The 12,450-nt window shown below is 43.5% G+C and carries 13 protein-coding genes and 1 pseudogene; 9 read left to right on the top strand and 5 right to left on the bottom strand.

What is annotated here, in order from left to right; genetic code table 11:
- Nucleotides 1-4: 4 nt before the first annotated feature.
- Complete coding sequence (locus tag IGJ74_RS14100; RefSeq protein ID WP_242691972.1) at nucleotides 5-988, top strand: LacI family DNA-binding transcriptional regulator; 984 nt, start codon at nucleotides 5-7, stop codon at nucleotides 986-988.
- Nucleotides 989-1,261: 273 nt separating this feature from the next.
- Nucleotides 1,262-2,029 carry a histidinol-phosphatase gene (locus tag IGJ74_RS14095; protein WP_086316497.1) on the top strand — a complete coding sequence of 256 codons (768 nt, stop codon included), beginning with the start codon at nucleotides 1,262-1,264 and terminating at the stop codon, nucleotides 2,027-2,029.
- Nucleotides 2,030-2,094: 65 nt separating this feature from the next.
- Here IGJ74_RS14095 and add read toward each other — a convergent pair whose 3' ends face one another.
- From add to IGJ74_RS14075, 4 genes are all read right to left on the bottom strand, one after another.
- On the bottom strand, nucleotides 2,095-3,111 hold the full coding sequence (gene add, locus IGJ74_RS14090; protein ID WP_042890230.1) for an adenosine deaminase: 1,017 nt from the start codon (nucleotides 3,109-3,111) through the stop codon (nucleotides 2,095-2,097).
- A gap of 151 nt (nucleotides 3,112-3,262) precedes the next feature.
- Nucleotides 3,263-4,369 carry an alanine dehydrogenase gene (gene ald / locus IGJ74_RS14085; RefSeq protein WP_008380781.1) on the bottom strand — a complete coding sequence of 369 codons (1,107 nt, stop codon included), beginning with the start codon at nucleotides 4,367-4,369 and terminating at the stop codon, nucleotides 3,263-3,265.
- Between the two features lie 147 nt (nucleotides 4,370-4,516).
- On the bottom strand, nucleotides 4,517-5,239 hold the full coding sequence (locus IGJ74_RS14080) for a C39 family peptidase (protein ID WP_087665051.1): 723 nt from the start codon (nucleotides 5,237-5,239) through the stop codon (nucleotides 4,517-4,519).
- Between the two features lie 100 nt (nucleotides 5,240-5,339).
- Nucleotides 5,340-7,271, bottom strand: a complete 1,932-nt coding sequence (locus IGJ74_RS14075; protein WP_087665050.1) for an ABC-F family ATP-binding cassette domain-containing protein — start codon at nucleotides 7,269-7,271, stop codon at nucleotides 5,340-5,342.
- Between the two features lie 217 nt (nucleotides 7,272-7,488).
- Between IGJ74_RS14075 and IGJ74_RS14070 the strand changes: the two genes are divergently transcribed.
- A complete protein-coding gene (locus IGJ74_RS14070) occupies nucleotides 7,489-8,163 on the top strand; it encodes a redox-sensing transcriptional repressor Rex (RefSeq protein ID WP_005228549.1) in 675 nt (224 codons plus the stop codon).
- Between the two features lie 92 nt (nucleotides 8,164-8,255).
- Here the strand turns inward: IGJ74_RS14070 and IGJ74_RS14065 are convergent, their stop codons facing one another.
- On the bottom strand, nucleotides 8,256-8,618 hold the full coding sequence (locus IGJ74_RS14065; RefSeq protein WP_008380790.1) for a thioredoxin family protein: 363 nt from the start codon (nucleotides 8,616-8,618) through the stop codon (nucleotides 8,256-8,258).
- A gap of 220 nt (nucleotides 8,619-8,838) precedes the next feature.
- Between IGJ74_RS14065 and IGJ74_RS14060 the strand changes: the two genes are divergently transcribed.
- From IGJ74_RS14060 to IGJ74_RS14035, 6 genes and pseudogenes are all read left to right on the top strand, one after another.
- Nucleotides 8,839-9,786 carry a permease gene (locus tag IGJ74_RS14060; protein ID WP_008380792.1) on the top strand — a complete coding sequence of 316 codons (948 nt, stop codon included), beginning with the start codon at nucleotides 8,839-8,841 and terminating at the stop codon, nucleotides 9,784-9,786.
- A 3-nt stretch (nucleotides 9,787-9,789) separates the two neighbouring features.
- Nucleotides 9,790-10,620, top strand: a complete 831-nt coding sequence (locus tag IGJ74_RS14055) for a TIGR03943 family putative permease subunit (protein ID WP_008380795.1) — start codon at nucleotides 9,790-9,792, stop codon at nucleotides 10,618-10,620.
- 145 nt (nucleotides 10,621-10,765) lie between these two features.
- On the top strand, nucleotides 10,766-11,032 hold the full coding sequence (locus IGJ74_RS14050) for an IreB family regulatory phosphoprotein (protein WP_005228556.1): 267 nt from the start codon (nucleotides 10,766-10,768) through the stop codon (nucleotides 11,030-11,032).
- Nucleotides 11,032-11,463: a Holliday junction resolvase RuvX gene (gene ruvX, locus IGJ74_RS14045; RefSeq protein WP_005234242.1), complete on the top strand. Its 432-nt coding sequence runs from the start codon at nucleotides 11,032-11,034 to the stop codon at nucleotides 11,461-11,463. The genes IGJ74_RS14050 and ruvX overlap by 1 nt, the downstream gene beginning before the upstream one ends.
- Nucleotides 11,464-11,485: 22 nt before the next feature.
- Nucleotides 11,486-11,803, top strand: coding sequence for a DUF1292 domain-containing protein (locus tag IGJ74_RS14040; protein WP_005228559.1), 318 nt, complete (start codon nucleotides 11,486-11,488; stop codon nucleotides 11,801-11,803).
- A gap of 106 nt (nucleotides 11,804-11,909) precedes the next feature.
- Nucleotides 11,910-12,326, top strand: a pseudogene (locus IGJ74_RS14035) (NUDIX hydrolase).
- Nucleotides 12,327-12,450: the final 124 nt, after the last annotated feature.

The raw sequence follows: 12,450 nt of genomic DNA, 5'->3' as shown, positions 1-12,450 counted from the left end.
ACCAATGACAAACATGCAAGACGTGGCAAAACTTGCCAATGTATCCGTGACTACCGTCTCACGAGTGATCAACAATAAAAAATACGTGAATGAAGAAACAAAGCAGATTGTGCTAGAAGCAATTCAAGCACTTGATTATGTACCAAATGAATTAGCACGGTCCTTTTATTACAATTCCTCAAAGATGATCGGCTTGCTGATCTATGATTTGAAAAATGATTTTTATAATCAATTTATCACCCGAATCGAGTCGCAACTGATTGAGAAAGGCTATAGTTTGATGATTGGTACCACACAAGGGAATCCTGAAAGAGAAACCTATTTTTTGAACTTGTTTCTCGCAAATAATATTGATGGGGTAATTTTATGTACCAACCTTTGTACGCAAGGTCCATTGTTGCAAAAGGTTCTCAAATTACCTCTAGTGAGTGTGGGTAGAGTCCTTAGCGATGAAGTATCCTCCGTTTCTGCGGATAATACCTCAGGTGGACAGTTGGCAGCACAGATCTTAATCCAAAATCGTTGTCGCGAGATCCTCTTCGTTAATGGACCAAAGACATTACATTCCGTTCAAGAAAAATCAGCTGGTTTTTATCAAGTGATGGACCAATACCCAGAGATCCATGTTCACGAGGTCATACTCGATTTTGTAAATGTCACGCAAACTTCCTTTGATCAACTTTTTCGTCAATGGCCTTCTATCGATGGCATTTTTGCGGCAAGCGATTTTTTGGCAGCCTGCGCTTTACGTTCCCTTCATTCACTGGATAAAAAGGTTGGTGAAGCGATTCAAGTGATTGGTTATGAAAACACCAATGTTTGTCTTTGTACTAACCCTTTGCTTTCGTCCATCGCACGACCTTTAGAGGAGATGGTGGATTGGACGACCCAGCTACTTTTTCAAGAGGTACAAGGAGACAAAACCGCACCAAGACACGTCCTCTTGAAAAATTCATTTGTCCCAAGAGAAACGACTCAATGGAAGTGATGGGAAAAGAAGCAACCGCTTGCAGCTTTCTTTTGATTGTCTTGGGATAGCCGCAATTCTATAATGAAATGGACTGGAATAAATCCAGACTGATGAAGTTGCTAAGTGATAGGTGTTGATAGCTAGTACTATTTTTTCGAAAAAATGGTTCCGTTTACAAAAGATTCTGTAAAATAGCGAACGGTTTGAAGGATAACGCCTCAAGAAGAGTGTACCTAAAATGCGATCACAAAAACAAATTAACCTAAATGTAATAAGAAGGAGTGAATAACCATGTGGAAAGCAAACTATCATACCCACACAACTCGATGCAAACATGCACGGGATTCTGATGAAGACTATGTGATCAAAGCCATCCAAGCTGGCTTTAAGGAAATTGGCTTCGCTGATCATTGTCCCTGGCCCTTTGAGGATGGGTATGTCTCCCCCATGCGGATGGATGTTGCGCAATTGGAAGATTACGTTTCATCGGTGAAAAGCTTAAGGGAAAAATACCAAGGACAAATCGATGTGAAATTAGGATTAGAGTGTGAATATTTTGAAACAATGATCCCTTGGCTAGTTGCAGAGAAAGAAAGGCTGTCGATCGACTATTTGATTTTTGGCAATCATTTTCCTGAAATCGAAAGCAATCACTATTACGACCATACACCCGGGGATTCGGTAAAAGCGATCAAAGATTATCTCCGTGTTTCTTTACAAGGGATCGAATCAGAAATTTTTGCTTATATGGCACACCCAGATGTGTTTATGCGGGGCTATAAAACCTTCGATTCCCATTGCGAAGAAGTTGCTTACCGTTTATGCGAAAAAGCCAAAGAGTATCAGCTGCCATTGGAGTATAATTTGGCAGGCTATACGAACGGTGGCTATCCGCATCCTGAATTTTGGAAGATCGCCAAGGAAGTCGGCTGCTCTTGTATTATTGGGATCGATGCCCACGAGAGTGCGGCTTTCACGAATACAGAAATTTACGAAAGAGCTCTTTTAGAAATCGATGCCTTGGGGTTAACACGGATCGATCGGCTCTTCTTTGCATGAAAGAAAGTTGATCGTTTCGGAAATAAAGAATGGACGCAAGTGGGGATCATTAGCGTCCATGTTTATTAGAATTGCCATTCTTGAATTTTTTTCAAGAGTACCGCTTTGTCGGAAGCTTTCGCAAAGGAATGCTGAGCGGCAGTTACGTTTAAGAAGCGCATCTCTGATTCGGTCATGTCGCAATGATGAGCCATTTGCAGGTATTCATTGGTCAATGTCGTATTTGAGACCGTTCGGTTATCGGTGTTCAAACAAAAAGGGACCTTGGCTTCCAGCCATTCTCTGAATGGGTATGCCGAGTATGTGGGAATCGCACGCGTATGAACATTGCTGGTAGGACAGCCTTCGATACAGCGATTTTGTTCTCGAACAAACGCTTGGGCAGTGTGATCTCCTTTTAAGGCGATGCCGTGGCCAATCCGCTGAGCACCGCTTTCGATAGCTTGATAAATGTTTTGCACACAGCCGCATTCGCCTGCATGTAAGGTCAGCTGGACACTTTGGTTCTTGAGGAACACTTGATAGCTAGCAGCTAAATCAGGGACGTACCCGTCTTCTTCTGGGCCTGCTAGATCAATACCGACTACTTTTTCATCGGTAAGAGCGATCGCTTCATCAAAAATCGCCGTAATAGCTGGTAGGTCTTCTTGACGCATCCCAATGACCAAAACATTGCCTTTGATTGGGTAGCGTTTTTCTGCTCGTGCGATGCCTTCGATCACGGCTTGGATGGTCTGGCTGCAAGTGAGTCCTTTGTCCATCGATAAGCTGGGGGCAAAGCGGATCTCAATATAAGCGACCCCATCTTGAGCGGCTTGTTCCATCACGTCATAGGCAGCAGCTGCTAACGCTTCTTGTGTTTGCAAATACGGCCGAACGAAATCAAAGCAGCTAAGATAATCCCTCAGGTCATGACAATCTTTGGGGGCTTGCATCTGTGCTTTCACAGCTTCGATGTCTTGCTCGATCGGTAGTTCTTGCTGATTGGCGATGGCGATCAATGTTTCTGGACGAATGGAACCGTCGAGATGGCAGTGAAGTTCTACTTTGGGAAATGCTTGGATTTGTTGTTGAGTAAGCACAGTGTTCCTCCTGTCTAGGTCGAATTTTTTTAAGTATGAATATAGCATACTTCCAAAGCCCATGCTACCCAAAAAAGGAAATTCTCATAGAAAGCAAAACAGCAACCGCGAATTACTTGTGCGGCTGCTGGTTTTATTGTGGGAGAGTGGCTCAAATCAATTCCGATAGATCGGTAAAAGGCAATGACAGATCGTGCGCGGCTTCTTTTGAAGTAAATGCGCCCTCATAGGCGATGACCCCTTTGGCAAGGGCCTCGTTTTCTCGCAACGCTGCTAAAGGGTTTTTCGCTAGCTGCTGGGCATACGGTAATGTGGCAATGCTCAATGCGATGGTTGCCGTTTGCGGCACAGCTCCCGGCATATTCGCCACTGCATAGTGAATAACTTCTTCCCGGATATAGGTTGGCTCGTCGTGGGTGGTGACTTTGTCTTCGGTCTCGAAAATTCCGCCTTGGTCAATGGCAATATCGACGATCACGGATTTTTCAGGCATCTGTTTCACCATGTCGCGGGTCACTAAGCACGGGGCTTTTTGTCCTGGCAATAAAACGGCTCCTACCACCAAGTCTGCGGATTGGATCGTTCGCTCGATATTCAAACGATTGGAATACAAAGTTTGGACTTGACCAGAAAATTGTCGATCCAGCTCTTGTAAGCGTGGGATTGAAACGTCTAAAATTGTCACTTGTGCGCCTAGACCTACGGCGACTCTCGCGGCATTCTCGCCGGCAACGCCACCACCAATGATCGTTACCCGACCTTGACGGACGCCGGGAACACCCGAGAGCAGGATCCCTTTTCCGCCATAAATTTTTTCGAGAAATTGCGCGCCAATTTGAACAGACATTCTTCCAGCGATCTCACTCATGGGAGACAGTAAAGGCAGGGTGCCGTTCGCCAGCTGGACGTTCTCATAAGCAACAGCGATCACTTTGCTGTCGATCAACGCTTGAGCAAGCTGTTGATTGGCGGCTACGTGGAAATAGGTGAATAAAACCAGTCCCTCATGCAAAAAGGGGTATTCTTCTGGTAAAGGTTCTTTGACTTTCATAACCAATTCAGAGGCCCAAACCTCTTCAACGGTAGCAATCGTAGCGCCGACTTCCTGATACGCTTGATCAGAAAAGGTTGATCCTGCACCAGCGCCTTGTTCAACGAAGACTTCGTGTCCGTCTTGGACTAACTCATAGACTCCGGAGGGCGGCAATGCCACACGATTTTCATTGTTCTTAATTTCTTTGGGGATACCGATTTTCATAGATTTCACACCTTTCTTTCTTCCATTATAATAGAAAGCGGATTCCCAAAGGGAGAAAAAAGGGTTTTTTTATTAAAAAATAAGATCCAGTTGCTGCTTTCGGGACGACAAAGAAAAAAGCCCCACAATGGGACTTTTTTCGAACAATCAGCTGAAGGTCCAAAAGCGTAAGCTTTGATCAGCGATTTCATCTAGTGTGTAGTAAGTAGCGTAGTGGGATTTTTCCGGATCATCATTGGGATCTAAGACAAACACTTGATCGCCCATCATTCCACCTAAGACCATGATATGGCCGCCATCTGTAAATTCCCCTGGGGTCATAGAAACGATGACGGGATGATTTTGTTGCAAGTAGGCTTCAACGCTAGCTAGGTCAGTACTAAGATCATAATAGTTGTAGCCGTTTGCATCGGCAAAGTCAGAAAAAATCCGCCAGTCCGTTCCTTGGCCGTCAACGTAATAATGATCTCCTGCCCAATCAAGGACTTCCGGTGGCGTAATGTAATAGCCTTCAAGATAGGATTGAACCATCGCAAGAGAAGCGATCGCACAGCCGTTTTCTGCTAAGGTTTGGCTGCCGTCATTGCCATAGGATCTATCGGCCCATTCTTCGTTCGTCTGCAGGAAAATCGGTGTTGTGATGTCCATTTCCCCTAAGTAAGCATTGATATCTTCACTAAAAATAGCTTGAGAGTAAATATATTCGTCGTCATAACTCTCATCATAGGCATCGACGGTGTGCACGTGTTCGGACAACTCTCCGTACAACACGTGATGAGAGATTCGATTGAACCCTATCCAAATCAACACCAATCCTGCCAAAACAACCATTGGCCGACGCTTTCGATAAACATCTGTCTGTTTTTGCATTTTTCCCTCCTTGTTTTACGAATCGTACGTATTCATCCTGTTCTTTTAAGTAAAACAAAGGAGGGGGAGCTTGTCATCGGCCTACAGACCGATTCCACGATCAACTTTCAAATGCCTCTAGTTCTAAGCTAGTATTTTCCCATGCTTCTAATAGGGCTTCATGTTCAGTGCGGGCTTGTTCTAACGCTTGATTCAACGCGGTCAATTTTACATGATCATTCAACGCTTCTGGTGCGGTCATGTCTTGTTCCAGTTGCTGGATCGTTTCTTCTATCGTGGCAAGCTCTTCTTCGATTTGGGCGACTTTTCGCTGTAAGGTTCTAACGGCTTTTTGCTGTTCTTTGCTTTGGACAAAGTTTTGCTTGCCCGCTGAGATGGTGGTTTCGGTTGTTTTTGCTTCCAACATTGCTGCGATCTCAGCTTCTTCTTGTTTCTTTTCTAAATAATAATCGTAATCGCCTAGATAGAGCTTGCTGCCGTTTTCAGACAGTTCCACGACCTTGGTGGCGATTCGATTGATAAAGTAGCGGTCATGAGATACGAAGAACAACGTGCCTTCATAATCGATCAGGGCATTTTCTAAGACTTCTTTGCTGTCGATGTCTAAATGGTTGGTTGGCTCATCCAAAATCAAGAAATTGTCATGGTCCATGGCTAATTTTGCCAAAGCGACACGGGCTTTTTCGCCACCGCTTAACAGCGTGATCGGCTTTTCAACATCTTCTCCCGAAAATAAGAAGCTGCCTAATATATTGCGAATCTCGACTTCAGGTGTGGTACTGTGGTCATCCCAAAGCTCATGGAGGATCGTTTTTGTTGAGTGCAGATCGGATTGAGTTTGGTCATAGTACCCGATTGAAACATTGGCGCCAAAATGCACCTTTCCTTGAATAAAGGGGATTTTATGAATCAGCGATTTCAGTAAGGTTGACTTGCCGATCCCATTCGGCCCCACTAAAGCGATCGCATCTTTGCGACGAACATCTAAGTCGATGGGCGCCGATAAAACTTCTTCTTCAGAATAACCGATAGCGGCATTTTCTACTTGCATCACAACATTTCCTGAAGGTTTTTCAATGGAAAAAAGGAAGTGGGCGGATTTTTCATCTCCTTGCGGGCGATCCAACCGGTCCATTTTCTCTAATTGCTTACGGCGACTTTGCGCGCGTTTGGTGGTAGAGGCACGGACAAGGTTGCGGGCAACAAAGTCTTCCAGTTTATTGATTTCTTCTTGCTGCTTTTCAAAGGCTTTCCATTCGCTTTGCAGCTGTTCAGCTTTCAAGGTCAAATAGCGGCTGTAATTGCCTTTGTAGTGGCGCATTTTTTGCCGACTCAGTTCGTAGACTTCGTTGACAACTTTGTCTAAGAAGTAACGGTCATGGGAAACGATCAGCAACGCACCGGCATATCCTTGTAGATAGTTTTCCAACCAAGATAACGTTTCGATGTCTAAATGGTTGGTCGGCTCATCGAGGATCAAGATATCAGGTTTTTGCAGCAGCATTTTTGCTAATGCCAAGCGGGTTTTTTGACCACCGGAAAGGGTATCGATCGGCTGTGTGTAAAAAGAAGGATCAAACTGAAAACCGTGCAAGACGGAGCGAATTTCATTTTCATAGCCATAGCCGTTTTTTTCTGCAAATTCATGTTGCAATTGATCGTATTCTTTCAGAAGATTGCCAGAGTCAGCAACAGGATCTGCTTCGGAGATGGCGATCTCTAAGGTACGCATGCGCTGCTCCATCTGTCGAACCGTTGCAAAAGCTCCTAGCATTTCTTCCCAAACGGTGGCCTGACTAGCAAGTCCGGTATCTTGAGCTAAGTAGCCCATCGTAGCGGTCTTGTTTTTAGCGATCGTTCCTTTATCAGGACTTTCGAGTCCAGCAATAATTTTCAGCAGCGTTGATTTACCAGCACCGTTGCGCCCAACAAGCGCGATTCGGGAATTGCTGGCAATCTCTAATTGGATATTTTCAAATAAAACCTCGGCTCCGAAAAGACGGGCGATTTGGTTGGCTTGTAATAAAATCATGTGTATGTCATTCCTATCTTTAAGAAACTTGTCTGTATCAAGGTTGCAATACTACAAGTCTATCATATTTTATGAAAAACAGCGATTGGGAAAAAGTTTGATTTTACCATTATAAAATTTATATTTCAAATTATGAGCATTCAAATTGATTTTTGAACAATGTATTTGTTATGATAGCTTCATCACAAGTGAATTTTTCACAATGGGGGAGTATTCTTTGAAAGATCATCAAATTCCAAAGGCAACAGCGAAGCGATTGCCTTTATATTATCGTTACTTGCGTATTTTGCACCAAGCTGGCAAATTAAAAGTTTCTTCGACCGAACTAAGTGAAGCTGTTCAAGTTGATAGTGCGACGATCCGCCGCGACTTTTCCTACTTTGGTGAATTAGGAAAACGCGGCTATGGCTATGACGTTGAAAGCTTGATGCAGTTCTTTGCGAAGACATTGAACGAAGACCACATGACGAATGTAGCTTTAGTCGGTGTCGGAAACTTGGGGAGCGCCTTGTTGAAATACAAATTTCACCAAAGCAACAGCATTCGGATCAGTGCTGCATTTGATGTCAATGAAGATCTAGTTGGTCGAATCGTAGATGGTGTGCCGGTCTATCCAATGGATGACATGAAGGAACAAGTGAAGATCCAGCAGATCGATGTGGCTATTTTGACGGTTCCCGCACAACATTCACAAGATTTAGTGAACGAGCTTGTGAAAGCTGGCATTAAAGGGATCTTGAACTTTACACCTGCACGGATCACTGCACCAAAAGGCGTGCTCATTCAAAACGTTGACTTAACCAATGAATTGCAAACATTGATTTATTTCTTGCATTCAGGCAACGTCTTGTCCCATGAAGAACCAGTAGAAGAACCATCACTAAGCGAATAATCGCATCACATAAATAGGAACCAGCAAAACAGCTGCCAGATCGTAGTATATACAAGGATCTGACAGCTGTTTTTTGCTTTCATTCACTGAACTTACTCGTCTAACTGGTCAAAAAGTGATTCGTAGGAATCTTGCTCTTCAACGCTTGTGAGTGCTTCTTGATACCGCAAGATTTGTTGAGTCAAACGTGTGAAATCGATGATGCGGGCTTCGCGATGCACTTCTTTCCCATTTGCGAACAAGAGGACGACGGGAACCGTCAAGACCGAAAATAAACTGGCTGCTTCTGGCTCTGTCAGCGTGTTGATGGTAAATAGTGGGAGTTGTTGGGTTTGTGCCAGTGTTTGGATGCGTGGTTTGTCCGCAACACAAATACTGCAATTTGGTTGAGAGAGATAGAGTAGTGCCAACGGATGTTGGGCGAGCCTCTCTTGGATCGGTTGATTTTTTTGCATAAGTCATTCCTCCATGGAAAATGTACGCTGTTCTTGAGGAAAAGTCAAAATATCTGCTAGTTGCTGATCATTTAGGTGAACAAGAAGGATTTAAAGATAAGGAAAATCTAAAGCAACGATTAAAAAAACAGACTGCTTTAAAAAAAACGTTGTATAAAAAAAGGAAAAAACGTATAGTAATTCCAGCGTTTCGAATTTATTGATAAAGAAGGTTAAAGTTATGTTTCAGGCATTACCGAATTCTGTCCTGCAAATGAGTGTTATTTTTTTATCTATCGTCATTGAAGCCTTGCCCTTTGTCCTATTGGGCTGCTTGATATCAGGTGCTTTACAAGTCTTCTTGACGCCAGAAAGAGTCACGAGACTCTTACCAAAAAACAAATTGGCATCGATCACTGTTGGTTGTGGCCTGGGGGTATTTTTTCCTTCCTGCGAGTGTGGGATCGTACCGATCGTTAATCAGTTCGTAAAAAAAGAAGTGCCAGTGTATACGGCGTTTGCCTTTATGCTGACTGCACCGATCATCAATCCTATCGTGATTTTTTCGACATTCATTGCCTTTGGAAATTCCGCGAAGTTCGCCTTTTTGCGTGTACTGGGCAGCTTATTGGTCGCAATGGTCGTGGGGATCTGGCTGGCGTATTTTAACAAACAAGAGGTCTTAAAAACACGGCTTGCCAATCAATTAAGTGGCGGGAATGAGCAAGTAGCTCACCCACACCATCATGGGCATGATCACGCCCACCATCAAACAGAAAAGACCAGTCATCCGCTTCTTCGGCAGATTCGTCATTTGCTGCAGCATAGTTTGGATGAGTTTTTCGATACTGGGCGTTATTTGATCATTGGTGCGTTGATCGCTTCAGCGATGCAGACCTATCTGCCAACTGGCTTGATGCTGACATTAGGCTCCACGAAGCTGTTAGCGGTTTTCGTCATGCTGCTGTTGGCACTGACATTATCCCTATGTTCCGAAGCAGATGCCTTTATCGGCTCTTCGTTGTTGAGTTTATTCGGCACTGGACCAGTCGTCGGTTTCCTGGTTTTTGGTCCAATGGTAGATATTAAAAACCTGTTGATGATGAAGCGGTACTTTTCGGGGCGTTTTATCGCTTCTCTGGTTGGTTTAGTCGCAATCGTCGTTTCAATTTATGCATGGGTGGTGTAAAGAATGATTCGTTTTTTGATCTTATCAGGCTATTTTGAATTAATGATGTATTTGCAAGTGACGGGCAAACTCAATCAGTTTATCAACATTCATTATCGCTATCTCGCTATTTTATCTATGATCATTTCTTTATTGTTGGCTTTGGTCCAGCTGTACTTTTGGGTCAAACAAGAGCCCGAGCATCATCATGACGACGAGCACCAGCATGGATTAGAGAAAAAATACCAACGAGTGATTGCGTATTTTCTATTAGCCTTACCGATCATCGTGGGTCTCTTTTTTCCCACCGTTAGCTTGGATACGACGATCGTTGAAGCAAAAGGGTTTAATTTCCCCCTAAGTGAAGAATCTGTGGGGGATCCAGAAATGACGACCCAATATCTGAAACCCGATACAAGTCTTTATTTTAACAAAGAAGATTATGACACTCAGATGGATGCAGCCTTGGCACGTTACGCCAAAGATGAGACGATTGCGGTAACGGAAGAAAATTACTTGGAAGTCATGGAGTTGATCTATACGTACCCGAGTGAATTCATTGGTAAGAAAATCACCTATGATGGATTTGTGTACCATGCAGATCAAGATGATGCCAATGAAATCTTTTTGTTTCGTTTTGGCATTATCCATTGTGTGGCTGATTCAGGCGTTTTCGGTTTACGGGTGGAATTGCCGCAGCAAGCGACTGCAGAAAATAACCAGTGGCTCCACGTGGAAGGGACGATCCAATCGAAGTACTATCAACCCTTCAAACGAGACTTGCCGATGGTGGTAGCAGACCAAGAGAAGACGATTGAAGCACCAGAAAACCAGTATGTCTATCGCGCTTTCTAGCTTTTTTTAAGAAAGTTCATAGAAACATCATAAACCTTTGTTATAATGAAGAAAATCTAAGCATATGTTTGTAGTTTTATCAAACGTTTAGTACAATAAAGTAGGAACATATGCTAAAATCTATACAAAAGAGAGGTGTCGTGAAATGGGTTTTACAGATGAAACAGTTCGCTTTGATTTTGATGATAGCCGTAAAAAAGAAGTCAGCGAAACATTAGCTATCGTCTACCGAGCATTAGAGGAAAAAGGATACAATCCGATCAATCAAATCGTCGGTTACCTCCTTTCTGGCGACCCGGCTTACATTCCTCGTTATCGGGATGCCCGGAATTTGATTCGTCGTCACGAACGGGATGAGATCATGGAAGTTCTGATCCGTTATTATTTAGGCAATCACGGGATCAACCTATAATGAGAATCATGGGATTGGATGTTGGTTCGCGGACAGTCGGCGTGGCGGTCAGTGACCCAATGGGCTGGACAGCACAAGGGATCGAGATCATTCGCATCAATGAAGATGAAGGCAATTTCGGTTATGATCGACTTGCTGAATTGGTGAAAGAATATGAAGTCTCACGTTTTGTGGTAGGACTACCTAAAAATATGAATAATACGATCGGACCTAGAGCGGAAGCTTCTATGGCTTACGGCGCAGCGATCGAACAGCAATTCGGTTTGCCTGTCGTTTACCAAGACGAACGTCTGACGACCGTTCAAGCAGAACGAATGCTGGTAGAACAGGCGAATACATCGCGTGCCAAACGAAAAAAAGTGATTGATAAATTAGCAGCAGTCATGATTTTGCAGAATTATTTAGATGGTGCTGGGAAACAGCTGTTTTAATTTACAGAAAAGAGGAAAATAAATGTCAGAACATACACACGATCATAACCACGATCACGATCATGAAGGACATGAACACATTACTTTGATCGATGACCAAGGAAATGAAACCTTATACGAAATTCTATTAACGGTTGACGGTACGGAAGAATTCGGCCGCAACTACGTCTTGCTTTATCCAGCAGGCGTACCGGAAGAAGAAGACGTTGAATTACAAGCGTACGCTTATATTGAAAACGAAGACGGTTCTGAAGGTGAATTAGAACAGATCGAAACAGAAGCAGAATGGGATATGATTGAAGAAGTCTTCAACACATTCATGGCGGAAGAAGAAGAATAACAAGCTGCAAGTGCTGATCCTTTCCATAAGGGATCAGCACTTTTTTTGATTTTTAACGACTGTTTATTATAGAAGCAAGCCTGCTTTTTTGAAAGGAATGAGGAAAATGAATCACGTAACGATTTTTGAGCTTGAAAAGATCGCAGAAGAGCAGCTAGTTTTTGCGGTGATCATCAGCAAGTATCAAGAAAAGCTCGTCTATGTCAAACACAAAGAACGAGACGCATTAGAAATACCCGGAGGTAAGCGAGAATCAGGAGAAAGCATCACAGCGTGTGCCGCCCGTGAATGAAAAGAAGAAACAGGAGCCAAGCACTTTACTCTAGAGCCGTTATTTATCTATGGGGTAGAAAAAGACGAAGAGACCGATTACGGCTTGGTGTTCGAAGCCCAGATCACGGACTTGGAGGATGAGTTGACTTCAGAGATCGAAGCAATCTATGTAAGGGCAGAGCCGCCTGCCAGTTGGACATATCCAACGATTCAGCCGTTGTTATTGGCAGAATATTTCTCACGAACATAAAAATAATTCAGCCAGTTCAAATGGAGGGCTGGCTTGAGTTGAAAAGTAAAAGCAGCGTGTTGAGTAGGAGTGAGCGAATGAGTTGCGTGATCCTGCAATCAGGGGTAGGATGAAAATGTAAACG

It is taken from the genome of Enterococcus sp. AZ009, from assembly GCF_050548785.1.
In the GTDB taxonomy this organism is placed as follows: Bacteria; Bacillota; Bacilli; order Lactobacillales; family Enterococcaceae; genus Enterococcus_D; species Enterococcus_D entomosocium.
The sequence above is the reverse complement of the archived record's forward strand: the minus strand, read 5'-3'. Positions and strand labels throughout refer to the sequence as shown.

Bases quoted from the DNA above. Each gene is read 5' to 3' on its own strand.
- IGJ74_RS14055 (WP_008380795.1), top strand. From the start codon at position 9,790: ATGATTCGTTTTTTGATCTTATCAGGCTATTTTGAATTAATGATGTAT.
- IGJ74_RS14060 (WP_008380792.1), top strand. From the start codon at position 8,839: ATGTTTCAGGCATTACCGAATTCTGTCCTGCAAATGAGTGTTATTTTT.
- IGJ74_RS14100 (WP_242691972.1), top strand. From the start codon at position 5: ATGACAAACATGCAAGACGTGGCAAAACTTGCCAATGTATCCGTGACT.
- IGJ74_RS14050 (WP_005228556.1), top strand. From the start codon at position 10,766: ATGGGTTTTACAGATGAAACAGTTCGCTTTGATTTTGATGATAGCCGT.
- ruvX (WP_005234242.1), top strand. From the start codon at position 11,032: ATGAGAATCATGGGATTGGATGTTGGTTCGCGGACAGTCGGCGTGGCG.
- IGJ74_RS14040 (WP_005228559.1), top strand. From the start codon at position 11,486: ATGTCAGAACATACACACGATCATAACCACGATCACGATCATGAAGGA.
- IGJ74_RS14095 (WP_086316497.1), top strand. From the start codon at position 1,262: ATGTGGAAAGCAAACTATCATACCCACACAACTCGATGCAAACATGCA.
- ald (WP_008380781.1), bottom strand. From the start codon at position 4,369: ATGAAAATCGGTATCCCCAAAGAAATTAAGAACAATGAAAATCGTGTG.
- IGJ74_RS14080 (WP_087665051.1), bottom strand. From the start codon at position 5,239: ATGCAAAAACAGACAGATGTTTATCGAAAGCGTCGGCCAATGGTTGTT.
- IGJ74_RS14065 (WP_008380790.1), bottom strand. From the start codon at position 8,618: ATGCAAAAAAATCAACCGATCCAAGAGAGGCTCGCCCAACATCCGTTG.
- IGJ74_RS14075 (WP_087665050.1), bottom strand. From the start codon at position 7,271: ATGATTTTATTACAAGCCAACCAAATCGCCCGTCTTTTCGGAGCCGAG.